Source organism: Streptomyces peucetius (genome assembly GCF_025854275.1).
GTDB classification, from domain to species: domain Bacteria; phylum Actinomycetota; class Actinomycetes; order Streptomycetales; family Streptomycetaceae; genus Streptomyces; species Streptomyces peucetius_A.
On record NZ_CP107567.1, the window covers coordinates 3,673,765 to 3,695,938 of the forward strand.

The following is a 22,174-nucleotide window of genomic DNA, read 5'->3' on the forward strand; positions in this document are numbered from 1 at the left end:
ATTAGTTCCTCAGTTCTACCTTCAGGTTCCCACTTCAGCCGATCCCTTCGCGCAGTTGCGCGAAGGCCAGCTCCGCCGCCGAGACCGCGTCCCGTTCCACGTCCTCGGCCCGTTCGCCCGCCGCGATGCGCCGCCAGTTCTCCTCCGCGAGGACGCGCTGCACGGCCACGATCTGACCCGCCGCGAGCCGCGCGGCGAGCCCCTCCACCCCCGCCCCGCGCAGCGCCTCTGCCAGTGCCCGCTCGGACCTGCCCTGGTAGGCGTGGAGCCGCGCCACCAGGCTCGGTGTCCCGTAGAGCAGCCGGTGGAAGGCGAGTACACCCGGCTCGTCGTTCAGCCCGGTCACCGGGTCGCGTCGCGACAGTCCGTCGAGGTAGTGGCGGCGCAGGGCCTCCAGCGGCGCGACATCGGCCGGCCGGGCGGCGACCACGCGCGCGGCCTCGTCCTCGTGGTCGGCGAACCGGTGCAGTGCCAGGTCCTCCTTGGCGGGGAAGTACCGGAACAGGGTCGGCTTCGAGACGTCCGCCGCCGCCGCGACCTCGGCGACGGACACGGCGTCGAAGCCTCGCTCGAGGAAGAGTGCGATCGCGGCGTCCGAGATCGCCCGGTACGTGAGGCGCTTCTTGCGCTCCCGCAGCCCCATCTCCCCGCTCATGTTCTCGCCGCTCATGCCGCGCCGCCCTCCTCGCGGACCGTGCCGTCACCCCGGCCGTCGCCGACCGCGCCGCCGTCGCGGCTCTCCCCGCCCGGGCAGCCGCCGTCTCCGCCGCGACCGGCGATCAGCACGCCCACCCCGTCCAGCAGGCGCTCCAGGCCGAAGACGAACTCGAAGTCCTGGCTGTCCGGTTCGTACATCACCCTCGACTCCAGCAGCCGGGCGAGAGCCGGGTAGCGCTCGGGGTCCGCGAATCGCTCCAAGGTCTGCGCGTAACGGCGCATGACGACCTCGGGCGACTCGCCGCTCGCCGCGATCGCCGCGCCCAGGTCCGCCATGAGCAGCGCCTCGTTCCGCACGAAGCCGCCGACCAGCATGATCACCGAGATCTTCTCGCCCTCGTCGAGGCCCGTGCCGGCCAGGGCGGCAAGGCCGCGGTCCCACCAGGCGACCGAGTTCGGGGTGGCGGGCGGACCGGAAATGGGGATGCGCAGCATCCACAGGTTCCGGTGGAACACCTCTCGTTGCGCCCAGGCCCAGGCCGCCAGCGCCTCGCGCCAGCCGGTCCCCGGGGGCGGCGGCGCCGGCGGCAGGCCGACGGCCTCCTCCTGCATCAGGATGTAGAGCTCGCCCTTGGCGGCGACGTACCGGTACAGGGACATCGTCGAGACGCCCAGCTCCTTGGCGACCCGGCCCATGGAGACGGCTCCGAGCCCTTCGGCCGACGCGAGGGCGACGGCGGCCGCGACGATCCGTTCGATACCGATCCCCGGCTTCGGGCCCTTGCCCGGCCGTTCCCGCAACCCCCACGCCGCCTCGATGCTCGCGGGCAGCCCGGTACCGGTCCGCGCACCTCCCGGGCCGCGCCTGCGTCCGTCGTCCGCCATTGCCTCCGCCGCCCTCTGAACGCCGACCACCGTCCTGCTGTCGGCCGCCAACCTCTAGTGCTTGACGCACATCCTAGTAGTGCGTAACTCTTACGCAGTAGCGCGTACCTCATACGCAGAAGGAGTTCGCCGTGATGAGCACCCGCCGACCACCGCCCGTCGCCACCGGAGGACCGGCCACCGGACCGGCCGTCGACGCACACGGCCTGCGCAAGGCATACGGCAAGGTCACCGTGCTCGACGGCCTCGACCTCGTGGTCGAACGCGGCACCGTGTTCGCCCTGCTCGGGCCGAACGGCGCCGGCAAGACGACGACCGTACGGATCCTCGCCACCCTCACCGCCCCCGACGCCGGCCACGCCCGGGTCGCCGGACACGACGTGACGGCCGACCGCGGCCGGGTACGCCGGGCGATCAGCCTCACCGGCCAGTTCGCGGCGGTCGACGAGAAGCAGACCGGCGAGGAGAACCTCCGCATGATGGGCCGTCTCAGCGGCCTGTCACGCCGGGCCGCCCGGCGCCGCACCGCCGAACTGCTGGAACGCTTCGACCTCACCGGCGCCGGCCGCCGCCTCGCCGTGACGTACTCGGGAGGCATGCGCCGCCGGCTGGACCTCGCCGCCGGGCTCGTCGGCGAACCCGAGGTCGTGTTCCTGGACGAGCCGACGACCGGCCTCGACCCGCGCAGCCGCCAGGAGCTCTGGCAGGTGGTGCGCGACCTCTCCGGCCGCGGCACCACCGTCTTCCTCACCACCCAGTACCTGGAGGAGGCCGACCGGCTGGCCGACCGCGTCGCCGTCATGGACGGCGGCCGCATCGTCGCCCAGGGCACGGCGGCGGAGCTGAAGTCCACGGTCGGCGGCCACCGCCTGGACCTCGTCTTCACCGACCCGGCCGCCTACCGGCGGCACGAGGAACGGGCCGTGCACCGTTCCCCGCAGACCCTCACCCTCGGCATACCGACGGACGGCTCGGCCGCTCTCGTCCGCGCGCTGCTCGACGAGATCGACCCGGAGCGGCGGGACGTGGCCCGCTTCTCCCTCCACACGACGACACTCGACGACGTCTTCCTGTCGCTCACGCGTACGGGCGCACACCGCCAGGAGGAGCCCACCCATGCCTGATTCCCCCGGCATCCCCGGTTCCGCCGGCCTGTTGACGCCCGCGCTGACCATGACCGGCCGCTGCATCCGGCTCAGCCGCCGCGACATCGACGCCGTCATCACGTCGATGATGCTGCCGGTCATGCTGATGCTCGTCTTCGTCTACTTCTTCGGCGGAGCGATCAGTACCGGTACGGAGTACATCGACTACGTCGCACCCGGCATCCTCGTCCTGTGCGCGGCCTTCGGCTCGTCCGGCACGGCGGTCCGTGTGAGCGAGGACATGAAGGGCGGCATCATCGACCGCTTCCGCTCCCTCGACGTGGGCGGCACGTCGATCCTGGCCGGGCATGTCGTGGCGAGCACCGTGCGCAACCTCTTCTCCACCGCGCTCGTCCTCGGCATCGGCCTTCTCATCGGCTTCCGCCCCTCGGCCTCCCCCGCCGGCTGGCTCGCCGCCGGAGGCGTCCTGGTGCTGTTCCTGGTGGCGCTCTCCTGGCTCTCCGCGACGGTCGGCCTCCTGGCGAAGACACCGGAAGCGGCGGCGGGTTTCACCTTCTTCATGATGTTCCTGCCCTACCCGAGCAGCGCGTTCGTCCCCATCGAGACCATGCCGGGCTGGCTCCACGGCTTCGCCGACCACCAGCCGGTCACCCCGCTGATCGAGTCGCTCCGCGGACTTCTCCACGACCAGCCGGTGGGCTCGGCGCCATGGCTGGCGCTGGCGTGGTGCGCGGGGATCCTGGCCGCAGCGGTGGCGCTGTCGGGGGTGCTGTTCAGGGTGCGGACCGGCTGAAACGCTCCAGGGCGCCCATGATCCGCCCGACCTGCGGCGGTTCGGCCGCTCCCAGCGCCGAGCGTCCCCTGGCGAGGACCGCCCGCAGCTTGCGGGAGGTCCGGCGCAGGGCCGGGCCGCCACCGTCCCCCCGGGCGACGCCGAGGGCGGCGCGGATGACGTCCGTGTACACGGACTGGGCACGCTTGTACTCCAGGAGCCACGGCAGGTCCGCCCGCCATCCGTACGAGCTGCCCGGCCGCACCTCCTCGACGGCGTCCCGCCAGCGCCGCGCCACGTCCGCCTCCTGCTCCGGCGGGTAGCCCATCAGATGCAGATGGGTGGCGAGTTCGTACAGCGGATCACCGAACATGGCCAGCTCCCAGTCGATGGTCCACAGCCGGCCGTCGCCGTCGACGATGAAGTTCTCCCGGTGCAGGTCCCCGTGGAGCAGGCAGAACGGGCGCCTGCTGAACGAGCGCGTCCGCTCCGCCAGCCGTGCCATGCCGCTCTCCGGCACCCCGAGCTCGGCGAACAGCCGTCCGTAGAGGGGCCGGTACGCCTGGTGGACCCGCTCCTCCGTGAACCGGATCAGCCCCTCGGCGAAGGCCCCGCAGTCCCCGTCGGCGACACCGACGGCCGTCATGTCCGGCCCGTCCGCCGGATGGACCGCGGTCGCAGCTCCCGTCGGAGGAACTGCCGTCTCAGCTCCCGCCGGAGGGGCTCCCGTCGGGAGGGATGCCGCGGGGACCATGGCCAGTTCGCGGAACAGCCGCTCGATCTGGGCGACATGGGCCTCCGCGACGGCACTGCCCGGACGCCCGTACCGGGCGAGGGTCGAGCCCTCGATGAACCGCTGCAGGCCGATGTCGTCGACCTCGATGATCTCCGGGACGCTGGTCACGCGTCCCGCCAGCGCCCGCAGCAGCGCCCCCTCGGAGTCGAAGAACCGCCGGTCGAAGCGGAGGATGCCCTCCCGCGGCTCCCGGCACTTCCACCGGACCGTGCCGGCACCGCCCGCCGGGTGGGGCAGCGGGAAGGCGTAGGTCTCATGGTGGTAGCCCTTCAGCGGCCCCTCGATCAGCGCCTCGCCGGCGCTCAGCCGGACCGCCTGCTGCCACACCCTCGCCGAAGGCTCGGCGGTCATGCTCGCTGCCCCCGTGTGAATGCGGCCGCCTCCTCGTTCACGGACCTCCTTGGTGCGGTCCTCCTCCACAGGCAAGGTACAACTGCCGCGGTCGTCCGGGTGCCCGGCGGCCACCGCCTCACGCGAAGGGAAGGAACTCCGCCATTCCACAGGCGATCAGCGGCACCCCGGCGTCCCGTAGTCGCTGCCTTCCCCGCTCGGAGCGGTGGTACCCGTAGAACGGCATCCCGACCCGACGGGCGGCCCGGAAGTCCGTGCCGGTGTCGCCGATCATCAGATGCCGGTCCACCGCGACGTCGTGCCGCATCGCCGCCAGCAGGGGCGCCGGATCGGGTTTCATCCGCAGGGCGTCCCGTCCCCTGCCGACGACGGGCCCCTCGAAGCAGTGGCGTACCGACATCCGCGTGAGAATCCGCGTGGCGGCGTCCACATGATTGTTGGTCGCGACGGACAGCGTTCTGCCCGAGGCGTGGCACGCCTCGATGAACTCCGCGGCGCCTGGGGTGGGCGTCGCCGACTCGGCGGCCTTCCGCTCGTAGGCGTCGAGGAGGTCGTGCATCTTCGCCACGGTGCCGGCCCAGCCGCCGTCGTCGCCGCTCCTCCGCAGCGCGGCGGTGTGCCCGTACAGCACGGCCATCGGATCGGGGCAGTCGCGCAGTTCCTCGACCAGGCGGCCGTCGCGTTCGGCGGCCTCGCACATCTCACGGGCGATCACCGCCGCGGGCTCACCGGCGAAGACCCGTGCGATCGGGCCGTCCAGGTCGAAGACGATGCACTGCGCCCGGGACAGCATCTCCCGCATCGAACTCGGCATCGCGGGAGATGTCGTGACAGGTGGCACGGTCAGAAGTCCGCCCTCGTGGCCTGGTGGTTCCACATCGAATCGAAGAAATTCTGCAGAGCCCGCACGATGCCGACCTGTTCGGGTGTGGAGTCGGCGGCGGCACGGAAGGGGAAGAGGGTCGCCCCGGTGCCGTACGCGTCGAGGATGGTCACCTCCTCACCGTCCGGAGGGAGGGTGATGGTCCCCAGCTCCGGCGGATAGAAGCCCTGGAGGGCCAGTCTGCGGTTGAGGATGTACAGCTTGAGCTGCGGCGCGAAGGGCACGAGGCGCACCTCGACGGAGACCTCCTGCACCTGGCCGCGGTCGCGCAGCTCGTAGAGCGACTGGGTGAGCATCGAGGCATGGGCCTGGAGGATGTTGCGCAGACGGCGCCGTACGCGGGGATCGTCCCGGCCGTCCTTCAGCCGCGGGATCGCCAGGTCGGGAGATTCGGTGTCGGGAAGCATCAGCCGGGCGCGGATGCTGCGCGGCGGCTGGATCTCGCCGTCCGTGATCCGGGTCTTCTGGGCGGACACCCTGGCCGCGAGCGTCTCCGTGGTCATCGAGAAGACGTCGAGGGTGACCTCGGTGGCCTCGAACGCCTCCTCCAGGTACGGCGCGAGCACCACCGGGGGGACGCGCTCCGAGACGACCGCCCAGACCTCCTCGCCGTCACCGGCGCCGGTCTGCGCCGGAATGCTGTGCTCGCCACGCGTGACGAACGTGCCGCTGCCCTGCCGCGACTCGATGAGGCCCTGGTTCCTGAGCACGTCGAAGGCCCTGTTCACCGTGGCCCGCGACACGCCGAACCGCGACACCAGCTCGCTCTGCGTGGGCAGCCGGTCGCCGGGGCGGCGCGTCCCGTCGTTGATCTCCTTGCGCAGGGTGTCGGCGAGCGACAGGTACCTGTGTGTGTGGTCGCGCGGGACAGATCCATGACTCGTCACCCGGCAACCTTACAACTCACGTACAGCCAAGGAGAGATACCTCGCAGCGAACGGACAAGAAACAAGCAACCAGACAAGTTTGCGACCAGGCACCTTGAGGGCATCACCAATACAGGTCAACCAGTTCAATTTGTAAGGCAGTTGACCTACCGTCCGGCACAGTTGTCAGCCTGCCTGCACAACGGCGTGCGAGCCCGGCGACCCTCCCTCGAAGGAGTGACCCATGCCTGTGATCACCCTCCTCGCCGAGCAGTACGTGCAGCTGCGGTACGGCTTCGTGGCCGCCCTGGGGCTGGCGCTGCTCGCGGTCGGCATCAAGACGGAGAACGCCGCCTGCGCCGGTGTCGGCGGCCTGCTGCTGATGGCGCCGGCCGTCGGCCCGGGGGCCTGAGCGCTCCGGCGCCCGGCGCACCGGTCAGGCGTCGAGCACCGCGTCGACGGCCAGGGTCCCCCAGAGGCTGTCGAACCACGACTGGGACTGGGCCACGAAGGCCTGGTCCCGTCTGCCCCCGCCCGACTCGAAGGGGAACAGCGTCGAGTCGCTGCCCAAGGCGTCGAAGATCCTCGACTCCGTGCCGGCGATGCGCTCCGTACGCTCGTGGACGTCGTAGTACGCGAAGAGCGCCTCCGCGCCGTTCAGCAGATAGAGCTTCACGGGCGGGGTGAAGGGCAGCGTCCGCAGCGTCACCTCCACCTCGATGCCGCGGGTCGCCAGCGCCCGCAGACTCAGCATCAGTACGCGCCCGTGCCCGTCACGACGCGACAGCCAGTGCCGGTGCACCTCGTCACCGTTCACCGACTGCTCCGCCGGGCGCGGAAAGGCCAGATTCAGATCACTGGCCGGCACCAGCACCCGGACCCGGACACTGTGGGGCGTGATCTCCCGCGCCTGCACGCGCCGCAGCGGCTCGGCAAGAGCCTGGTTGAGGGTCTCCGTGGTGAGACAGATCGCGTCGACACGCACATTCGGCGCCTCGAACGCCTCGACGAGGCGCGGCCCCAGGGCCGCGGCCGTCGTCCTGGGCGTCTCCTCCGCGTCCCGCGACGGCGGCACCGAGACCCGGGCGGGCGCACCCTTGCCGCCCTCCGTGAGCAGACCCGCGTCGCGCAGCAGGTCCAGCGCCTGCCGGACCGTGCGCCGTTCGACACCGAACTCGGCCGCGAGCTGCTCCTGCGTCGGCATCCGCTCACCCGCTCTCAGCTCACCGGTGCGGATGCGCTCGGTCAGGACGTCTGCCACCTGGCCGTAGGAGGGCTTCCCCTTGGCGGTCACTGCCTGTTGCTCGTGGGTCACAGCTGAACGCTACAACTTCGCACGACCTGGCGTCAGTTACCAGCTGGTTGTTTATCAATCTTGACCAACTGGGGACAACTTCAATGAGTTGGCCGCCAACTTGGCTGACTGCCCCTGCAAACCCGTTGAGTTGCAAGGAGACAGGCGTGCCACTCGTATCCCTGATCGTCGAGCAGTACGTGCAGTGGCGCTTCGGCGTCACCGCCGCGCTCGGCCTCGCCCTGTTGGGCCTCGGACTGAAGCCCGGCAACGAGAACGCCCCCTGGGCCGCGACCTGCACCGCCGTCGGCGGCTTTCTGCTCGTGGCCCCGGCCCTGACCGCAGGAGCATGAGCGGCAGAGCCGGCGCCGGCACACCGCCCCTCGCACCGGGCCGCCTCGGAACGGGTCCCTCAGAACACGTCCGGGCACCAGGGCCGCCGCCCCGTGCGGAACAGCGTGTCCGCCAGGGCGACCGCGCCCGGACGGTGTTCGTCGATACGCCCGAGGGCCGCGAGACGGCTCGCGGGCTCGTCCCCCAGGCAGAGCGTCGCCAGTTCCCGCACGTCCAGCGTCAGGTCCGGCGACTGCGACGACGGCACGCACGCCGCGCCGGACGGGGACGCGTCGAGAAGGAAGCGCCCGGCGGCGAGGGACGAGGAGTCCCGGACGTCGAGGACGAGGTGCGCGGAACTCGGGTACGTACGGGACTCCAGCACGGCCCGGACGTCCAGGAGCCGCAGCCACAGGAAGTCCGCCTGGGTGACGACGCGCGCCGCGCGCGGGTCGGGCAGCAGATGGGGCAGCAGGTCGTCGGGGGCACGGTTGCCGGTGCGGACGGTGGTGATCCAGTCGACCGAGCAGACGAAGTGCCACAGGGCGCGCTCCGCGGCCGGAGTAAGCGCGATCATGTCCCGCACCGTGGCGGTGTTGAGGGGCTGCTTGGCATCGCCCCACTTGTCGTCCGCCACATACGTCAGCAGCCCCTCGACCGTGCCGGCCGCCGAGCGGTACACCGCGTAGAACGGCTCCGTCCACGGAAACGCCGGCATCCGCACCGCCCCCGTGTTGACCCGCCACCAGTGCTCGTCGCGGTCGACCGCACCGTGCTGTACGGCCGCCAACCGCTGGTGCAGCTCCGGGCCGAGCTTGCGTACGTCCGTGCCGTCGACCAGGTCGACGCGGCCGCCGTCGTCCGGGCCCGACCAGCGGGGGTCCAGGCCGGTGCGGGGGACGTCGACGGACCACTCGGTGGTCGTGGTGACCGGGCCGTAGCCGTAGCGACCGTAGATCGGGTACTCGGCGGCGATCAGGGTCGAGACGCTCTCGCCGCGCTCCTTGGCGTCGGCCAGCTCGGCCTCCGTCATCCGGCTGAGCAGACCGCGGCGGCGGTGCGTCGGTGAGACGGTGACGTTCGAGACGGCGCTCGCCGCCACCCGGGCACCGCCGGCCATGGTGAGCTGCTGGGCGAAGGACCGGTACGTCGCCACGCACCGGCCCTCGTCGAACGCGCCCCTGACCCGGCCGAGGTCCATGCTCGCCCGGCGCGTGGCGATCTCCTCGTCGGTGAACACCGGTGGCCGCAGAAAGCCGGTGGAGAGCGCCCTGAGCCAGTCGGGGTAGTCTGACTCGGTGATCAGGCGCGTTTCGACGGTCATGGCTGTCACGCTAGGCGGGCCCGCGGGCGTACCGCATCCGGATTTCGCCCGCCGCGGCGCACCGCGGGAACCGGACTCAGAACGCCGCCCGGATCGAGCCCACCTCCACGCCACCGCCGAGCAGCGGCATGTGCCCGATCCGGTCGACCACGGGCGAGTCCACGCCCATCAGCCGCAGCGTCCGCGCCAGCACCGGGCCCAGCGCCCGGGTGGCACCGTCGTCGATCTTGAACGCCAGCGCCCGGCCGTCGGCCAGGGCGACCGCCTGCACCGCCTCGGCGCCCATCTTGGAGAGCGTGCCGGGCAGCTCGCGCATCAGCCAGGTGTCGGGGCGGCGCGTACCGGCGACGTACTCGGGGTGGGCGCGCATCGCGTCCGCGACGCGGCGCTCCGCCGAGCCGGGCGCGGCGAGCACGAAGTGCCGGAAGGCGCGGGCCAGACCGGTCAGCGAGAGGGCCATCAGCGGGGCGCCGCAGCCGTCGGTGCCGACCGCGGTGACCGGTTCGCCCGCCGCCTCCTCGACCACCGTGTGGACGAGCTGCTGGAGCGGATGCGCGGGATCCAGGTAGTTCGTACGGTCCCAGCCGTTCATGGCGCACGCCGCCAGCATGGCCGCGTGCTTGCCGGAGCAGTTCATGGCGACCTTGTCGCGCGCATGGCCGGAGGCCAGGTACGCCTCGGCCTCCACCGGGTCCAGCGGCAGGTCGGGCGGGGTCTGCAGCTCGTCCGCCGTGAGCCCATGTCCGGCCAGCATCTTGCGTACGAGATCGAGATGGAAGCCCTCGCCGGAGTGGCTGGCCGCGGCGAGCGCCAGGCGCTCCCCGTCGAGGTCGAGACCGGCGCGCAGGACGGCCGCGGCCTGCATCGGCTTGTTGGACGAGCGCGGGAAGACGGGCAGCGCGGTGTCGCCGACGGCCAGCTCGACGCTGCCGTCGGGCGCGAGGACGACCAGCGAGCCCCTGTGGTGTCCCTCCACGAAGCCGGAGCGGACCACCTCGGCGAGGACCGGCGGCGCCGACGGTACGGCGGTGGTGCTGGAAGAGGACGAGGAGGACATCGGCGGCCTTCCGGGGGCAGGGGACCCGCGCCGGAGGGATCGCCGCGGCGGGAAGGGCCTCGGCAAGCCTCAGGTGAGCAGGTCGTCGACTTGAGCTTCGCCTTCACGGTACCTGCGGGCGATCTCGGCACTGCAATCGTCGGCGGTCCGCTGCAGCAGCCGGCGTCGGTGCGACACCTGCTCCTCGTATCCGAGCAGCCGGGCCATCGCCGACCGCAGCTCCTCGTCCGTGCGGGCCTCGAGGTCGGAGAGGCCGACCTCGTCGAGCATCTCGGACGCGAGCCGCCGGTACTCCTCGCCGCGCGGCGTGGAGAGCGTGACGTGACGCGCCGAGGAACCACGCCGGGACGGCGCGTCGGCGAGGAACAGCCGGTCGCCGACCAGCCGGTCGACCACCGGTGTGCCCTTCGCCCCGGGGTCGCTGCGGCGGGCCAGCTCGGCCCGCAGGATGTCGACGCGGCCCTGAACCAGCCTCCGCACATAGCTCAGGTCGGCCTCGTCGCGCTGCGAGTCGCGGCGCAGTGTGCGCAGCTCGGGCAGGCGCAGTGCGGTGAGATCGTGCTGCGGATGCTCGGGCAGCTCCGCGCCGCCGCGCTGCCGCGGCGGCCGTGCCGTCGCGACGCCCTGCGGCAGACTGATCGGTACGGGACCGAGCGACTGCCCGGTGCCAGAAGTGGTCATGTGCGTATGTCCGTCCCCTCGACCGGTGCACGGGCTCCCCGGGCCCGAAGGGCCGAGGGGTTTGCACCGCCTTGGTGCATGGTGCCACTCCGATACGCCCTGATGCAGTCGCATCGCACCCGTTCGGCCCTGAATGGCGGCCCGGACGGCCCCTATAGGTTGCTCTCCATGCGAGCAGTGGTACAGAGGGTGGACGGCGCGAGCGTCGTGGTGCCCGGCGAGTCGGGACCGGAAACCGTCGGTGAGATCACCGGCGAAGGGCTGTGTGTGCTGGTGGGGGTCACCCACGAGGACACCGAGGAGAAGGCGGCCCAACTGGCCAGGAAACTGTGGTCGGTTCGTATGCTCGAGAATGAGAAGTCCTGCTCGGACGTGGACGCGCCCCTGCTGGTGATCTCGCAGTTCACCCTCTATGGGGACGCCCGAAAGGGCCGCCGCCCCACCTGGAACGCGGCGGCGCCCGGCCCGGTCGCCGAGCCGCTCGTCGACGAGGTGGTGGCGCAACTGCGGGCGCTCGGCGCGCAGGTGGAGACGGGCCGGTTCGGAGCGAAGATGCGGGTCTCGCTCACGAACGACGGCCCGTTCACCGTGCTGATCGAAGTGTGAGGCGGAGGGGGACGGCCGGGGTCAGGGCTCGACGACCGTCTCCTGAGCGGCGGCCGTGTCCCCGGCCCGCAGCTCGGCGTCCACCGGCACGTTGCGCTTCACCAGCGCGAGAGCGATGGGCCCCAGCTCGTAGTGGCGGGCGGACGTCGTGACGAAGCCCAGCTGGCGGCCCTCCTCGCCCTCGGAGGCGAGGCGGACCGGGGTCCCCGGCACGGGCAGGTGCACCTCACTGCCGTCCAGGTGCAGGAAGACCAGACGGCGCGGCGGCTTCCCCAGGTTGTGGACGCGCGCCACGGTCTCCTGGCCGCGGTAGCAGCCCTTCTGCAGATGCACGGCGCTGCCGATCCATCCCAGCTCGTGCGGGATGGTGCGGTGGTCGGTCTCGAAGCCGAGCCGCGGCCGGTGGTTCTCCACCCGCAGCGCCTCGTACGCCAGGATCCCCGCGGCCGGTCCGGCCCGGTGTGCGTACGCCTCGAGGTCGGCGCGCGGCAGGAACAGGTCCCGCCCGTGCGCGGTCTCCCGTACGACGACACCGTCCGGGACCTCGGCGATGGACCCGGCCGGCAGGTGGACGACGGCGAAGTCGTCACTGCGGTCGGCGACCTCGGCCTTGTAGAAGAACTTCATCGACTCCAGGTAGGCGAGAAGCGCCTCCCGCGTGCCCGGTTCGACGTGCGCCCAGACCGTCTCGCCGTCGTCGACGAGATACAGCGCGTGCTCGATGTGGCCGTGCGCTGAGAGGATCAGCGCCTCGGTGGCCTGCCCGGGGGGCAGCTCGCTCACGTGCTGGGTGAGCAGCAGATGCAGCCAGCTCAGCCGTTCCTCGCCGCTGACCGTGATGACACCGCGGTGCGACAGGTCGACGAAGCCCTTGCCGTCGGCTAGGGCTCGCTGCTCACGGAACAGGTCGCCGTAGTGCGCGGCGACCCCTTCGTCACGTCCTTCGGCAGGGACCGCGCCGGGCAGGGACAACAGAGGGCTGGTCGGTGACATGGCCCCAGCCTACGACTCGGCCCGTACCGCCTTCACGGTGCATTCGCGGCAGCGGCCGAAGATCGCGAAATGCTTCATGTCCGTGTCGAAGCCGAACGTGTCGCGGAGCTTGGCGGTGAACTCCGCGGCGATCTCGACGTCCGCCTCGATCACGTCCGTGCAGTCGCGGCACACCAGGTGGAGATGGTGGTGCCGGTCGGCGAGGTGGTAGGTGGGCGCGCCGTGCCCGAGATGGGCGTGCGAGACCAGGCCCAGCTCCTCGAGCAGCTCCAGCGTCCGGTAGACGGTGGAGATGTTCACGCCGGACGCGGTCTTGCGCACCTCGCCGAGGATGTCGTCCGGGGTGGCGTGCTCGAGGGTGTCGACGGCCTCGAGGACAAGCTGGCGCTGCGGGGTCAGCCGGTAGCCGCGCTGCCGCAGATCGCTCTTCCAGTCGGTGCTCACCACGCCCCCAGTGTAGGCGGCGGGCCCGCGCCCACTCGAGGAACTACTTGAAGAACGCGATGCCGTCGTCGGGCAGGTCGCCGAGGTCCTTGGCCCACGACTCGACCTGCTCGGGCGTGACGACCTTCTTCAGGTGCGCCGACATGTACGGACGCAGCGGCACCTCGGGGGTGGCCTTCTCGCCGACCCACATCAGGTCGCTCTTGACGTACCCGTACAGACGCTTTCCGCCGCTGTACGGGCCGGAGGCCGCGGTGCGCGCGACGGCGTCGGTCGCCAGGTCGATCTGCGGCTTCTGGTCGGCGAGCTCGCCGTACCAGATCTCCACGACGCCCTCGTCACGGACCATGACGACCTCGACCTTGCGGTCCTTGTCGATCCGCCAGTAGCCGCTCTCGCTCTCCAGCGGCTTGACCTTGTTGCCCTCGTTGTCGAGGACCCAGGAGTGCGAGACGTACTCGATGAAGTCCCGGCCGTCGTGGCTGAAGGTCACGGACTGGCCGAAGTTGCACTTCTCGGCACCGGGGAAGTCCGAAACACCCGCGCCCTCCCAGGTGCCCAGCAGGAAGGCGAGGGGGACGAGGTCCGGGTTGAGGTCGGACGGGATCTCGATCATGAGCAGCTCTGTCGATCTCTAGGGGTCTCGGGTGGTGCGGACGGCTGGTGACTACCGCTGGCCCTGGTACAGCTTCTTCACGGTCAGACCGGCGAAGGCGAGGACGCCGACGCAGACCAGAACCAGCAGAGCTTCGAAGAAAACGATCACGGGTGCTCCTCGAATGAGCGTGAAGGCAAAAGCGGGCCGGACCCCAGCTTAGTGCGCCGGGTTCCGGCCCGTTCCGCGAGGGCCCGTGTGTGGCGGTCAGCCGAGGAGCTGGTTCTGCAGGACCACGGTCTGGTGGAAGGGGACGAGCGGCGCGGTGCCCTTGCGGGAGACCACGACCAGGGCGATCGTGTCACCGGCCGTGACGTAGGCGTGCCTGACGTGCACCGGACCGCGGGGTTCGGCCTCGTCGTAGACGTAACGCTCGGTCGAGGCGATCTCGTCCTCGTTGCCGTAGGCGGTGTCGAACGAGGACATCTCCTCGACACCGGCCGGCCGCAGCGTCGTGTCGGGAGCCCCTCCCATCTGCGCCTCGAAGAAGTAGCCGGCGAGCGCCGAGGTGTGGAACCGGAGCAGGTGGATCCGTGCGGACGTGCCGTCCGGCATCGACCAGCCGCGCGCCGCGATGTGGCGCAGGCCGCCCTCGGTGAGGTGCTCGCGCATCGCCTCGCGGTGGTCGGCGCCGTACTCCTCCAGGAACCGGTCGACCGGCACCCGGCTGCGCTCGCCGCCCAGGTCCCGGTCGGGCCTGCTGCCCGCCGGCGCCGGGAGCAGCAGCGGCTCCAGGTCGGCGTAGTGGATCTCGCCGGGGTTCTCCTGCACGAGCGGGAGCGGGGCGCCGGCCGGCAGCTTCGGCCTGGAGAGCTTCGGGTACTCCCATCGTCCGTCGCTCAGCGTCGACAGACCGGGTACGTCGGTGCGCTCCTGCGCGGCGATGCCGAAGGCGGTACCGGTGCCGACCGCCGCGAAGACGACCACGGCGGCCGTCCACCGCAGCACGGCCCGCAGCTTCCGCCGGTCCCGGGGCGCGGGCGGCACGGGACCGGCGGACGGCGCGGCGTCCGCCGGCTCCGTGCCGGGCGCGGGCAGCGCGGGCTCCGTGCCCGGCACGGGTGGCGGCGATGCGGCGTCGTCCGCCGGGGCGGCTCCCTCGGGCTCCGACGCTGTCGTAGGGACGTTGACGTCGGTCACACGGACTCCCCGGGCGAGGCGATGTGGTCGAGCTGGTCGCGGACCATGTCCGCGACCCCTCTCGTGGACAGCGGCTTCGTGCCGTAGGCGTTCATGGTCACGAGCACCTCGCCGACATGACCGGTGCACATCATGGCGTCCAGCTCGAGATCGTCGATCTCGGGCATCAGATAGCACTTGGCCTTCGGGTGGCCTTCGATCTTCGGGCCCTTGCGGAACACCCCGAGCGTGTCGGCCAGCTCCTTCTGGAACGCGGCGATGTCGGTCACGGCCTTGGTGTTCTCCAGCTGGGTCAGCCGGGTCTCGACGACGAACTGGTCGCTCGCCGAGCGGTAGCTGCGGGCGGCGAGGCCCTTGATACGGAGCTTCTCGACGGCCTTGTCGTGCCGCTTGCGCTGCGCGCTCGGCAGACCGCGCGACCCCTGCTTGAGCAGTGCGACCGCTCGTTCCGCACCGAGCACGCTGTCGTTTCCGTACTCGTCGACATCCGGTCCCAGCGACCAGAAGCCCGGCACCGGCAGCAGCTGGGCTGCCAGGCCGGTGGGCTCCAGGGGCGGGACGTCGAGGTTGGGGTCCTCGGCGGGAGCGGCCCACAGGACGGTCGGGGCGGTGCGGTCCGCGCCGGCCAGTGCCGACCGGCCCCAGACCCCGGCGCCGGCGACGACCGCCAGGCCCACGGCCGCCGCCAGAAGCCTCACGGGGTAGCGGCGCCGCGACCGCCCCGGGACCGTCTGCGCCTCTGCCTGATCCATCTGCTCTGCCTGCTCTGTCACAACCGCTCCAACTGACGCTTGGCGAGCGACTTCAAATCCTTCTCGTCGATCGGCCCCGAGTTGTTCCTATAGGTGATCAGCATCACGATGTCGCCGCGCCAGGCCACCGCCATGCCCTCGTACAAGGGCTCGTAACCGGGCTCGCGGTGAGGCTCGTCGAATATGTAGGTGCGGCCGTTCGCGCTGCCGGGGATCGGCTCGCCCTCGTTGCCCGCCCAGTCGTCCTCGCCGAGATAGGACTGCTGTCCCTCACCGAAGCTCTCCGCGTTGATCTGGACGGCTTCCCGGAACTGCACCAGCCTGATGTCGACGTAGACCTTGCCGCCCTTCGACCAGCTGACGGTCGCGGACCGGCGGAAGTCGTTCATGGCCAGGTCCTGGAACATCTCGCCCTCGTACTCGAACCAGGTCGCGAACGAGTACAGGTCCTCCCAGTCCGGCTTCTGCTCGTGCTTCGCGCCCTTGGGCTTCGGGAGCAGCAGCTGCCGCAGATCACCGTCGGTCTTCACCCAGCGGTTCACCGACATGGACCGTGCCGTGGTGTTCCGGTTCGCCTGGACCGGCTTCGGCGTCCTGATGTCCGGCTGCGAGAGGGCCGGCAGCGGCGTGGGCTCGCGGTGGTACTGAACGGCGTAACCGGTGACCGTCCCCGCCACGGCACCGAGCACCGCGGCTGCGGCGATCAGCAGCGTCGTCCGGCCGCGACGGCGCGTCCGCACCGGTCCGGCGGGTACGGCGGCTGCGGCCGGTTCCGGTTCGTCGACCGGGACCGGGACCGGTATCGGGGCCGCCGGTGGCGTGTCGGGTGCCGGGTCCGCCGGCACGTTGTCGGCATGCGTGTCCAAAAGGGGTCCCCCCTGAGACCTGAGGCACGGATTCCGTATCCGCGCGCACAGGGCAGACCACGCCCGGACGACCATGGTTGTAGCGGCGCGCATTACAGTTCGGCATATGGCGAAGAAGCTCGTGATCAAGGTGACCGCCGGTGCCGACGCACCCGAGCGCTGCTCCCAGGCCTTCACGGTCGCGGCCGTGGCCGCGGCCAGCGGCGTGGAGGTCTCGCTGTGGCTGACCGGGGAGTCCGCGTGGTTCGCACTGCCCGGACGCGCTGCCGAGTTCGAGCTGCCGCACGCCGCGCCGCTGCCGGAGCTGATCGAGTCGATCCAGGCGGGCGGACTCATCACGCTGTGCACCCAGTGCGCGGCGCGCCGGGACATCACGGAGAAGGACGTCCTCGACGGCGTACGGATCGCGGGCGCGCAGGTGTTCGTCAGCGAGATCATGCCGGAGGGCGTGCAGGCCCTCGTCTACTGACGCGGCGGCCGCCGCTTGCCGTCGAGCTCGTCCCACCACTCGTCGGACTTCGGGTCGCCCGACGGGTCGTCCCACCAGCGGTCCTCAGGACCCCGCCGGTTGGCGACCATCGCGGCGACCGGCGGAATGACCATGGCGACGAGACACATGGCGACGGCGGCCGGCACGGACCACAGCCGCACGACGGCCCAGGCGGAGACGAAGAGGACGAGGCATCCGCCCATCATCAGGAAGTAGTTGCGGCGCCGTCGCGCGTACATGCCTTCAGCGTACGACCGCCACACGGCGCCGGGTACGACCGAAGGACCGCACCTCGTTCCCGGTAAGCGTCCAACCCCCAGGAGGTGCGGCCCTTCGGCCGGTCAACGGACTCAGACGGCGATCGCGACCTCGGCGAGGCCGCCCGTCTGCGCGACGACCGTACGGTCCGCCGTGCCGCCCGGGACGAGGGCGCGCACGGTCCACGTGCCCTCGGCCGCGTAGAAACGGAACTGTCCGGTCGCGGAGGTCGGGACCTCCGCGGTGAACTCACCGGTCGAGTCCAGCAGACGGACGTAGCCCGTCACCGGCTCGCCGTCGCGGGTCACCTGGCCCTGGATCGTGGTCTCACCGGGCTTGATCGTCGAGGCGTCCGGGCCGCCGGCCTGCGCTCCACACATGCTGCTCTCCTACGGGAAGGTCTGGCGGGTTACTTGTTGGCACCGAGCTCGATCGGCACACCGACGAGGGAGCCGTACTCGGTCCACGAGCCGTCGTAGTTCTTGACGTTCTCCTGGCCGAGGAGCTCGTGCAGTACGAACCAGGTCAGCGCGGAGCGCTCGCCGATGCGGCAGTACGCGATGGTGTCCTTCGACAGGTCGACCTGCTCGTCCTCGTAGAGGGCCTTGAGCTCCTCGTCGGACTTGAAGGTGCCGTCGTCGTTGGCGTTCTTGGACCACGGGATGTTGCGGGCGCTGGGCACGTGGCCCGGGCGCTGCGACTGCTCCTGCGGGAGGTGCGCCGGGGCGAGCAGCTTGCCGCTGAACTCGTCGGGCGAGCGCACATCGACGAGGTTCTGGCTGCCGATCGCGGCGACGACGTCGTCACGGAAAGCGCGGATGGACTTGTCCTGCGGCTTGGCCTTGTACTCGGTCGCCTCACGGACCGGCACCTCCGCGACCAGGTCGCGGGAGTCCAGCTCCCACTTCTTGCGGCCGCCGTCCAGCAGGCGGACGTCGCCGTGGCCGTAGAGCTTGAAGTACCAGAAGGCGTAGGAGGCGAACCAGTTGTTGTTGCCGCCGTAGAGGACGACGGTCGAGTCGTTCGCGATGCCCTTGGCCGACAGGAGCTTCTCGAAGCCCTCCTGGTCGATGAAGTCACGGCGGACCGGGTCCTGGAGGTCCTTGGTCCAGTCGATCCGGATCGCGTTCTTGATGTGGTTCTTGTCGTACGCCGAGGTGTCCTCGTCGACCTCGACGATGACGACCTTCGGGTCGTCGATGTGGGCCTCGACCCAGTCGGCGTCTACCAGGACGTCGCTGCGGCTCATGGTGGTTCTCCTCCGGGGCAGTGTGCGGCGGTGGTGCGCGAGGGGTTGTGCGCAGGGGGTGTGCGGGTACGCGGAACGGCGTCGATCAGCACGGGGCGGCCCTGACGAACGGTCGAAGGGCCAGGGGATACGGGGCAGTGCTCCCGCTCAGACAGGGCGACAGAGCATGGCGGCGACGCGGCACAGGTCAACTGCCCGCCGCTTCGTGAGATCCGCCTGTCGCTGCTTCATGGGACCGATCGTAGGGACGAGTCGGGCACCGTGTCACCGGCGTGTCGTATGTTGAGACGCGATCGTCCACTATGCGATACCCGCACGGGCCGGGAGGCCCACGGGAAGGCGTACCGAGTGACCTGGGGCACACATCCTCCTGCTCGGCGGACGTGTTCGTCTCACCATGCGGCCGATGCGGTTCCCATCGGGCTCAGCCCGCCAGTTCGACGTCCTTGCCGGTGACCGTGATCACGACGCCCTCGGGTGTGGCCTCGACCTTCTCCAGCGTCAGGCCCGCCGGCAGCCCGCCCAGCTTCCGGTCGAAGTCCGTCTTCTTGCGGATCTCCCCCTCGAGCCCGGGGATCCCCTCGCCCGGCACCTTGTCGGCGCGCACCCGGATCGTGTCCCCGCCGACGATGGTCACGGTCGACACGACACTGCGGGTGATCTTCCCGAACAGGGGCAGCGTGACCGAACCGGTCACCCTCACCTTGCCGTTCTGGCCGTAGGTGACGGTGACATCGTCGTCGGCGGCCTTCGTGAGGTCCTCGTAGGTGATCCGGGCGGTGCCCTCGGCCCGCGCGGCGGTCGCGGTCGCGTACCCCTCGCCCACCCGGACGTCGAACAGGTCGGCGGTCATCTCGTCGATCCGCACCGGCCGGCCCGCCGCGCTGGTCTCGATGCCGATGAGCCGGATCTCGACCTCGTCGAACTCCCTGTCCATCGCCTGGGTCAGGAACGGGAAGCCCTTGACGGACACGTCCGTCGAGTCGGCCGTCCCCTCCTGGACCTTGATCCGCTCCGCCGCCTCCGACTCGGCCATGTTGACCGCGATCCGGTCGGCCACGACGAAGAGAGCACCGAGAACGACGGCGACGACCAGCAGTATTCGCAGTGCACGCATGTGTTCGGTGTCCCCCCACCTGTCTGACCACGACGTCCGTGGCCTGGACCAGTCCGGACGACACCTGCGCATTGATCGACGCCCGGCGGACGCCGATGGTTCCGAACCTGCCCGCCGGACCGGCGGCTATGCGAGCGCGCGGCCGATCAGATACACCGCCGGAGCCGCCGCCGTCAGCGGAAGCGCCACGCCCGCCGTCATGTGGACGAAGCGGGAGGGGTAGTCGTAGCTCGCGACGCGCAGGCCGATCAGCGCGCACCCGCCGGCCGCGATGCCCAGCAGGGCTCCGTCGGCGCCCATGCCGGCGACCTGGCCGGCCGCGATGCCCGCACCGGCGGCCGCCACCAGGGACAGCACGACGGAGCCGATCCCGCGCAGCGGCAGCGCACGGGCGAGCGTGGCCACGGCGACGGCCAGCGCGGCGACGACCACCGCGTCGTCCACGGCGGCGAGATGACCGGTCGCGAGGATGGCGAAGGCCGCGGAGGAGACGGTCGCCATCAGCCCGTACATCCGCTCGTCCGCCCCGGCACGGCTGCGCAGCTGGAGGACGAGCGTCAGCAGCACCCACACGCCGAGCGCACCGATGATCGCGACGGCAGCGTTCCCCTCGCCCGAGGCGAGCAGCGCGGCGTCGGCCGCGACACCGCCGAGGAACGCGAGCGCGATGCCCTGGCGGGCGGGCCACATGCCGTTCAGCCGGAACCAGCCTGCCGCCGTGACCGCCTGGAGCAGCACCAGCGGCACCAGCAGCGCGTACGGCCCGACGGCAGCGCCACCGGCGAGCAGCAGGGCCAGCACGGCGGTCAGCCCGGCGGGCTGCATGCCCGGGGCGATGACCGGCGAGCGGCCCTCGGCACGGGCGCGCTGCGCGTCGGTGATCCTGGCGTTGCCGCCGACCGTGGGCGCGCTGTACCCGGCGTCGGCCACGGACTGCGGCCCGGGCGTCTCGCGCGCCGCGCCGGAGGTGCGGCCGGGGGCGGCGGCCTCCGGCGGCAGCGGCAGCGACCTGGGAGAGACCGGCGGCAGATACGCGGTCCCGTCAGCGGCGTTCCCCGGGGGCGCCTGGTGCGCCTGGTGCGCCGAGGCATGTGCCGCACCGTGCGCCTGGCCGGCCGCACTCTCCCCGTACGCCTGGCCGATCGAGCCCTGCCCGTACGCCGCCGGGTCCGCGGGCCACGCGGTCCGCCCGTACGCCGCCGGAGCGTCCGTCGCGGGCTGCTCCGGGCGCAGGACCGGCTGGTACTGGGTGTCCCACGTCTCGCCCTGCCAGGTCTGCGCCGCGTCGTCGGCGGCCTGCGGCTGCTGCGCGTACGGCTCCTCGTGGGACTGCGGGTGCGGGTACGGCGGCTGCCCGTACGGGTACTGCTGATCGCTGCTCATGCTGTGCGGTTCACCCTCCTGCGAACGGCGGAAGCACCTCGACCGTGCCGCCCTCGGCAAGCCGTACGGTCTCATGACTCCGGGTCCCGACCGGGGCACCGTCGACGAGGAACGAACACCGCTGGAGTACCCGCGTCAGCTCCCCCGGGTGCCGCTCGCGGACCGCGTCGAGCGCCTCCGCGAGGGTTCCGGCCGCGTACGGCTCCTCCGCGACCCCGGCCGCCGCCTTGGCCGCGGCCCAGTAGCGGATGGTTCCCGCTGCCATAGCGGCACTCCTCTCGTTCGTGTGCGCGCCGCTCACCATGATGGGCTATCCGGCGGTGAGCCAGGCGCCCAGGCGGCGCAGCAGCGCCTCGTCAGCCGCGTTCTCCGCGTGCCCCATGCCCGGCTCCAGCCACAGCTCGGCCGCCCCCTCCTCGGCGGCGGCGGCCAGCATCCGCGGGTGGTCGAGCGGGAAATAGGGATCGCTGTCGCCGTGCACGATCAGCAGCGGCACCGGCGCGATCAGCGGCACGGACTCCACAGGGGACAGCGGAACCGGGTCCCAGTCCCGGTGGTGGATACGGGTACGGAACCCGTAGCGGCCGACGACCCGGCCCGCGGGCCGGGTCACCACCCAGTGCAGGCGCCGCATCGGGGCCGTACCCCGGTAGTACCACCGGGCGGGCGCGCTCACCGAGACGACCGCGTCCGTGCGTGCCTCGGTGCGCCCCTCGTGCATCCGTGAGCCGTACAGCGCCGCGTGCCGCAGCACCACGGAGCCCCCCATCGAGAACCCGACCGTCACCACCCGCCCGTAGCCCAGGGAACGCGCCCACTCGACGGCCGCCGCCAGATCCAGCACCTCACGGTCGCCCACGGTGGACCGCCCGCCGGAGCGGCCGTGGCCCCGGAAGGAGAAGGTCACGACCGCCGCGTACCGCGTGAAGGTCCGTGCGGCGCGGCGCACCGCGGGCCGGTCCACCGAACCGGTGAAACCGTGCGCGACGACGATCGCGGTGTCCGTCGGACCGGCCGTGGACGGCTCGTGGAACGCCTCGATACGGACCCCGTCCGACGTCGTCAGAGTTGCGCGCCGGGGTCCGGAAGTGATCCTTGATACGTCCACAGTGTGAAAACGGCCCTCTCCCGCGGAACTCATGTGGGCTATTCTGCTGGGCAGAGGATCCGGGCAAAGCAGCCCCCGGGTCCTTTTGTGTTTTCCGGCCGTTGTTAC

29 protein-coding genes are annotated in these 22,174 nt (G+C 71.3%); 6 read left to right on the forward strand and 23 right to left on the reverse strand.

The features are described from left to right. Positions 1 to 34: 34 nt before the first annotated feature. Positions 35 to 670, reverse strand: coding sequence for a TetR family transcriptional regulator (locus tag OGH68_RS16770; RefSeq protein WP_264244884.1), 636 nt, complete (start codon positions 668 to 670; stop codon positions 35 to 37). After that, on the reverse strand, positions 667 to 1,542 hold the full coding sequence (locus OGH68_RS16775; RefSeq protein WP_264244886.1) for a TetR/AcrR family transcriptional regulator: 876 nt from the start codon (positions 1,540 to 1,542) through the stop codon (positions 667 to 669). Before OGH68_RS16775 ends, OGH68_RS16770 begins: the two co-directional genes overlap by 4 nt. A 134-nt stretch (positions 1,543 to 1,676) precedes the next feature. Here OGH68_RS16775 and OGH68_RS16780 point away from each other — a divergent pair, with 134 nt between their 5' ends. Both OGH68_RS16780 and OGH68_RS16785 read left to right on the forward strand, forming a co-directional pair. Then, positions 1,677 to 2,666 (forward strand): ATP-binding cassette domain-containing protein, encoded by a 990-nt coding sequence (locus tag OGH68_RS16780; protein WP_264244887.1) that lies wholly within the window; start codon positions 1,677 to 1,679, stop codon positions 2,664 to 2,666. After that, positions 2,659 to 3,441, forward strand: coding sequence for an ABC transporter permease (locus tag OGH68_RS16785; RefSeq protein WP_264244888.1), 783 nt, complete (start codon positions 2,659 to 2,661; stop codon positions 3,439 to 3,441). The genes OGH68_RS16780 and OGH68_RS16785 overlap by 8 nt, the downstream gene beginning before the upstream one ends. Here the strand turns inward: OGH68_RS16785 and OGH68_RS16790 are convergent. The 3 genes from OGH68_RS16790 to OGH68_RS16800 form a co-directional block, all read right to left on the reverse strand. Continuing rightward, positions 3,422 to 4,567 (reverse strand): phosphotransferase, encoded by a 1,146-nt coding sequence (locus tag OGH68_RS16790; RefSeq protein WP_264244889.1) that lies wholly within the window; start codon positions 4,565 to 4,567, stop codon positions 3,422 to 3,424. The two genes, OGH68_RS16785 and OGH68_RS16790, sit on opposite strands and share 20 nt — an antisense overlap. A gap of 118 nt (positions 4,568 to 4,685) precedes the next feature. Then, the gene (locus OGH68_RS16795) at positions 4,686 to 5,381 is read right to left on the reverse strand and encodes an HAD family hydrolase (protein WP_264244890.1); all 696 of its coding nucleotides are present in this window, start codon (positions 5,379 to 5,381) and stop codon (positions 4,686 to 4,688) included. Positions 5,382 to 5,410: 29 nt separating this feature from the next. Next, positions 5,411 to 6,337, reverse strand: a complete 927-nt coding sequence (locus OGH68_RS16800; protein WP_264244891.1) for a GntR family transcriptional regulator — start codon at positions 6,335 to 6,337, stop codon at positions 5,411 to 5,413. Positions 6,338 to 6,560: 223 nt separating this feature from the next. On the opposite strand from OGH68_RS16800, the gene OGH68_RS16805 reads away from it, so the two are divergent. Beyond that, positions 6,561 to 6,728 carry a hypothetical protein gene (locus OGH68_RS16805; protein ID WP_264244892.1) on the forward strand — a complete coding sequence of 56 codons (168 nt, stop codon included), beginning with the start codon at positions 6,561 to 6,563 and terminating at the stop codon, positions 6,726 to 6,728. A gap of 24 nt (positions 6,729 to 6,752) precedes the next feature. Here OGH68_RS16805 and OGH68_RS16810 read toward each other — a convergent pair whose 3' ends face one another. After that, the gene (locus OGH68_RS16810; RefSeq protein WP_264244894.1) at positions 6,753 to 7,631 is read right to left on the reverse strand and encodes a winged helix-turn-helix domain-containing protein; all 879 of its coding nucleotides are present in this window, start codon (positions 7,629 to 7,631) and stop codon (positions 6,753 to 6,755) included. Positions 7,632 to 7,777: 146 nt separating this feature from the next. Between OGH68_RS16810 and OGH68_RS16815 the strand changes: the two genes are divergently transcribed. Next, positions 7,778 to 7,963, forward strand: a complete 186-nt coding sequence (locus OGH68_RS16815) for a hypothetical protein (protein ID WP_264244896.1) — start codon at positions 7,778 to 7,780, stop codon at positions 7,961 to 7,963. A gap of 59 nt (positions 7,964 to 8,022) precedes the next feature. Here the strand turns inward: OGH68_RS16815 and OGH68_RS16820 are convergent, their stop codons facing one another. The 3 genes from OGH68_RS16820 to OGH68_RS16830 all read right to left on the reverse strand — a co-directional run bounded on the left by OGH68_RS16820 (position 8,023) and on the right by OGH68_RS16830 (position 11,005). Beyond that, positions 8,023 to 9,267 (reverse strand): GNAT family N-acetyltransferase, encoded by a 1,245-nt coding sequence (locus OGH68_RS16820; protein WP_264244898.1) that lies wholly within the window; start codon positions 9,265 to 9,267, stop codon positions 8,023 to 8,025. 76 nt (positions 9,268 to 9,343) lie between these two features. After that, positions 9,344 to 10,324, reverse strand: a complete 981-nt coding sequence (locus OGH68_RS16825) for an asparaginase (protein WP_264244900.1) — start codon at positions 10,322 to 10,324, stop codon at positions 9,344 to 9,346. Positions 10,325 to 10,393: 69 nt separating this feature from the next. Beyond that, complete coding sequence (locus tag OGH68_RS16830; protein WP_264244901.1) at positions 10,394 to 11,005, reverse strand: AmfC protein; 612 nt, start codon at positions 11,003 to 11,005, stop codon at positions 10,394 to 10,396. Between the two features lie 168 nt (positions 11,006 to 11,173). On the opposite strand from OGH68_RS16830, the gene dtd reads away from it, so the two are divergent. Beyond that, positions 11,174 to 11,611: a D-aminoacyl-tRNA deacylase gene (gene dtd, locus OGH68_RS16835; protein WP_264244902.1), complete on the forward strand. Its 438-nt coding sequence runs from the start codon at positions 11,174 to 11,176 to the stop codon at positions 11,609 to 11,611. 21 nt (positions 11,612 to 11,632) lie between these two features. Here the strand turns inward: dtd and OGH68_RS16840 are convergent, their stop codons facing one another. The 6 genes from OGH68_RS16840 to OGH68_RS16865 all read right to left on the reverse strand — a co-directional run bounded on the left by OGH68_RS16840 (position 11,633) and on the right by OGH68_RS16865 (position 16,461). Then, positions 11,633 to 12,604, reverse strand: a complete 972-nt coding sequence (locus OGH68_RS16840; protein WP_264244903.1) for a YgfZ/GcvT domain-containing protein — start codon at positions 12,602 to 12,604, stop codon at positions 11,633 to 11,635. A gap of 9 nt (positions 12,605 to 12,613) precedes the next feature. Further along, positions 12,614 to 13,051, reverse strand: a complete 438-nt coding sequence (locus OGH68_RS16845; protein ID WP_264244904.1) for a Fur family transcriptional regulator — start codon at positions 13,049 to 13,051, stop codon at positions 12,614 to 12,616. A 40-nt stretch (positions 13,052 to 13,091) separates the two neighbouring features. After that, on the reverse strand, positions 13,092 to 13,664 hold the full coding sequence (locus tag OGH68_RS16850) for an FABP family protein (RefSeq protein ID WP_264244906.1): 573 nt from the start codon (positions 13,662 to 13,664) through the stop codon (positions 13,092 to 13,094). A gap of 246 nt (positions 13,665 to 13,910) precedes the next feature. Continuing rightward, a complete protein-coding gene (locus tag OGH68_RS16855; protein ID WP_264244908.1) occupies positions 13,911 to 14,843 on the reverse strand; it encodes a hypothetical protein in 933 nt (310 codons plus the stop codon). Next, on the reverse strand, positions 14,840 to 15,616 hold the full coding sequence (locus OGH68_RS16860) for a hypothetical protein (protein WP_264244910.1): 777 nt from the start codon (positions 15,614 to 15,616) through the stop codon (positions 14,840 to 14,842). The genes OGH68_RS16855 and OGH68_RS16860 overlap by 4 nt, the downstream gene beginning before the upstream one ends. Then, positions 15,613 to 16,461, reverse strand: a complete 849-nt coding sequence (locus OGH68_RS16865; protein WP_264244911.1) for a hypothetical protein — start codon at positions 16,459 to 16,461, stop codon at positions 15,613 to 15,615. Before OGH68_RS16865 ends, OGH68_RS16860 begins: the two co-directional genes overlap by 4 nt. A gap of 106 nt (positions 16,462 to 16,567) precedes the next feature. Here OGH68_RS16865 and OGH68_RS16870 point away from each other — a divergent pair, with 106 nt between their 5' ends. Continuing rightward, the gene (locus OGH68_RS16870; RefSeq protein WP_264244912.1) at positions 16,568 to 16,930 is read left to right on the forward strand and encodes a DsrE family protein; all 363 of its coding nucleotides are present in this window, start codon (positions 16,568 to 16,570) and stop codon (positions 16,928 to 16,930) included. On the opposite strand, the gene OGH68_RS16875 is transcribed toward OGH68_RS16870, so the two are convergent. The 8 genes from OGH68_RS16875 to OGH68_RS16905 all read right to left on the reverse strand — a co-directional run bounded on the left by OGH68_RS16875 (position 16,924) and on the right by OGH68_RS16905 (position 22,099). Further along, positions 16,924 to 17,190 (reverse strand): DUF3099 domain-containing protein, encoded by a 267-nt coding sequence (locus OGH68_RS16875; protein ID WP_264244914.1) that lies wholly within the window; start codon positions 17,188 to 17,190, stop codon positions 16,924 to 16,926. The two genes, OGH68_RS16870 and OGH68_RS16875, sit on opposite strands and share 7 nt — an antisense overlap. A gap of 111 nt (positions 17,191 to 17,301) precedes the next feature. Beyond that, a complete protein-coding gene (locus tag OGH68_RS16880; protein ID WP_264244916.1) occupies positions 17,302 to 17,589 on the reverse strand; it encodes a DUF1416 domain-containing protein in 288 nt (95 codons plus the stop codon). Positions 17,590 to 17,618: 29 nt separating this feature from the next. Next, a complete protein-coding gene (locus OGH68_RS16885) occupies positions 17,619 to 18,458 on the reverse strand; it encodes a sulfurtransferase (RefSeq protein WP_264244918.1) in 840 nt (279 codons plus the stop codon). Positions 18,459 to 18,605: 147 nt separating this feature from the next. Then, positions 18,606 to 18,689, reverse strand: a complete 84-nt coding sequence (locus OGH68_RS36435) for an Ms5788A family Cys-rich leader peptide (protein ID WP_353850233.1) — start codon at positions 18,687 to 18,689, stop codon at positions 18,606 to 18,608. A 193-nt stretch (positions 18,690 to 18,882) separates the two neighbouring features. Continuing rightward, positions 18,883 to 19,575 (reverse strand): DUF2993 domain-containing protein, encoded by a 693-nt coding sequence (locus OGH68_RS16890; protein WP_264244919.1) that lies wholly within the window; start codon positions 19,573 to 19,575, stop codon positions 18,883 to 18,885. Between the two features lie 126 nt (positions 19,576 to 19,701). Further along, positions 19,702 to 20,958: a hypothetical protein gene (locus tag OGH68_RS16895; RefSeq protein WP_264244921.1), complete on the reverse strand. Its 1,257-nt coding sequence runs from the start codon at positions 20,956 to 20,958 to the stop codon at positions 19,702 to 19,704. 10 nt (positions 20,959 to 20,968) lie between these two features. Further along, a complete protein-coding gene (locus tag OGH68_RS16900) occupies positions 20,969 to 21,223 on the reverse strand; it encodes a MoaD/ThiS family protein (RefSeq protein ID WP_264244922.1) in 255 nt (84 codons plus the stop codon). 45 nt (positions 21,224 to 21,268) lie between these two features. Further along, the gene (locus OGH68_RS16905) at positions 21,269 to 22,099 is read right to left on the reverse strand and encodes an alpha/beta hydrolase (RefSeq protein WP_264244924.1); all 831 of its coding nucleotides are present in this window, start codon (positions 22,097 to 22,099) and stop codon (positions 21,269 to 21,271) included. Positions 22,100 to 22,174: the final 75 nt, after the last annotated feature.

Excerpts from the sequence above, each read along its gene's own strand:
- OGH68_RS16770 (WP_264244884.1), bottom strand. The coding sequence starts at position 670 with ATGAGCGGCGAGAACATGAGCGGGGAGATGGGGCTGCGGGAGCGCAAG.
- OGH68_RS16775 (WP_264244886.1), bottom strand. The coding sequence starts at position 1,542 with ATGGCGGACGACGGACGCAGGCGCGGCCCGGGAGGTGCGCGGACCGGT.
- OGH68_RS16780 (WP_264244887.1), top strand. The coding sequence starts at position 1,677 with ATGAGCACCCGCCGACCACCGCCCGTCGCCACCGGAGGACCGGCCACC.
- OGH68_RS16785 (WP_264244888.1), top strand. The coding sequence starts at position 2,659 with ATGCCTGATTCCCCCGGCATCCCCGGTTCCGCCGGCCTGTTGACGCCC.
- OGH68_RS16790 (WP_264244889.1), bottom strand. The coding sequence starts at position 4,567 with ATGACCGCCGAGCCTTCGGCGAGGGTGTGGCAGCAGGCGGTCCGGCTG.
- OGH68_RS16795 (WP_264244890.1), bottom strand. The coding sequence starts at position 5,381 with ATGCCGAGTTCGATGCGGGAGATGCTGTCCCGGGCGCAGTGCATCGTC.
- OGH68_RS16805 (WP_264244892.1), top strand. The coding sequence starts at position 6,561 with ATGCCTGTGATCACCCTCCTCGCCGAGCAGTACGTGCAGCTGCGGTAC.
- OGH68_RS16820 (WP_264244898.1), bottom strand. The coding sequence starts at position 9,267 with ATGACCGTCGAAACGCGCCTGATCACCGAGTCAGACTACCCCGACTGG.
- OGH68_RS16825 (WP_264244900.1), bottom strand. The coding sequence starts at position 10,324 with ATGTCCTCCTCGTCCTCTTCCAGCACCACCGCCGTACCGTCGGCGCCG.
- OGH68_RS16830 (WP_264244901.1), bottom strand. The coding sequence starts at position 11,005 with ATGACCACTTCTGGCACCGGGCAGTCGCTCGGTCCCGTACCGATCAGT.
- dtd (WP_264244902.1), top strand. The coding sequence starts at position 11,174 with ATGCGAGCAGTGGTACAGAGGGTGGACGGCGCGAGCGTCGTGGTGCCC.
- OGH68_RS16840 (WP_264244903.1), bottom strand. The coding sequence starts at position 12,604 with ATGTCACCGACCAGCCCTCTGTTGTCCCTGCCCGGCGCGGTCCCTGCC.
- OGH68_RS16850 (WP_264244906.1), bottom strand. The coding sequence starts at position 13,664 with ATGATCGAGATCCCGTCCGACCTCAACCCGGACCTCGTCCCCCTCGCC.
- OGH68_RS16870 (WP_264244912.1), top strand. The coding sequence starts at position 16,568 with ATGGCGAAGAAGCTCGTGATCAAGGTGACCGCCGGTGCCGACGCACCC.
- OGH68_RS16875 (WP_264244914.1), bottom strand. The coding sequence starts at position 17,190 with ATGTACGCGCGACGGCGCCGCAACTACTTCCTGATGATGGGCGGATGC.
- OGH68_RS16880 (WP_264244916.1), bottom strand. The coding sequence starts at position 17,589 with ATGTGTGGAGCGCAGGCCGGCGGCCCGGACGCCTCGACGATCAAGCCC.
- OGH68_RS16885 (WP_264244918.1), bottom strand. The coding sequence starts at position 18,458 with ATGAGCCGCAGCGACGTCCTGGTAGACGCCGACTGGGTCGAGGCCCAC.
- OGH68_RS36435 (WP_353850233.1), bottom strand. The coding sequence starts at position 18,689 with ATGAAGCAGCGACAGGCGGATCTCACGAAGCGGCGGGCAGTTGACCTG.
- OGH68_RS16890 (WP_264244919.1), bottom strand. The coding sequence starts at position 19,575 with ATGCGTGCACTGCGAATACTGCTGGTCGTCGCCGTCGTTCTCGGTGCT.
- OGH68_RS16895 (WP_264244921.1), bottom strand. The coding sequence starts at position 20,958 with ATGAGCAGCGATCAGCAGTACCCGTACGGGCAGCCGCCGTACCCGCAC.
- OGH68_RS16900 (WP_264244922.1), bottom strand. The coding sequence starts at position 21,223 with ATGGCAGCGGGAACCATCCGCTACTGGGCCGCGGCCAAGGCGGCGGCC.
- OGH68_RS16905 (WP_264244924.1), bottom strand. The coding sequence starts at position 22,099 with ATGAGTTCCGCGGGAGAGGGCCGTTTTCACACTGTGGACGTATCAAGG.